The 414-nt window shown below is 48.3% G+C and carries 1 protein-coding gene; it reads left to right on the top strand.

The genetic code is table 11. From position 1 onward, the window contains the following. Positions 1 to 414, top strand: a 414-nt coding sequence (locus H6A27_RS14645; protein ID WP_204509213.1) for an AAA family ATPase, incomplete at both ends; no start/stop codon positions are given.

The following is a 414-nucleotide window of genomic DNA, read 5'->3' as shown; positions in this document are numbered from 1 at the left end:
CTATCTTGGATGTACTTGATACTGATTACGGTCTTGAAGACCGTCACCGTAACGTCCTGAAGGGATTCTATTCCGTGTTCAAGGGAGCCGACAGCCACCTCCAGTTCGTGCTTCTCACGGGAGTAACGAAATTCTCGCAAGTGAGCGTGTTCAGCGGCTTCAACCAGCCTGACGACATCAGCATGGACGCCCGCTACGAGACCCTTTGCGGTATCACTCAGGAAGAGCTCCGGGATTATTTCTCCGAGCCTGTCAGGAATATGGCATCCGTTTATCATTGTACGGAGGAAGAGATGATGCAAAGGTTGAAAGGACAATACGACGGTTATCATTTCAGCGACAGCATGACTGATGTTTATAATCCTTTCAGCCTGCTCAATGCTTTCAACAAGAAAAGTATCCGTGACTATTGGT

This window comes from Bacteroides caecigallinarum (assembly GCF_016902295.1).
GTDB lineage: Bacteria > Bacteroidota > Bacteroidia > Bacteroidales > Bacteroidaceae > Phocaeicola > Phocaeicola caecigallinarum_A.
This window is presented reverse-complemented; position numbering and strand designations above follow the sequence as displayed.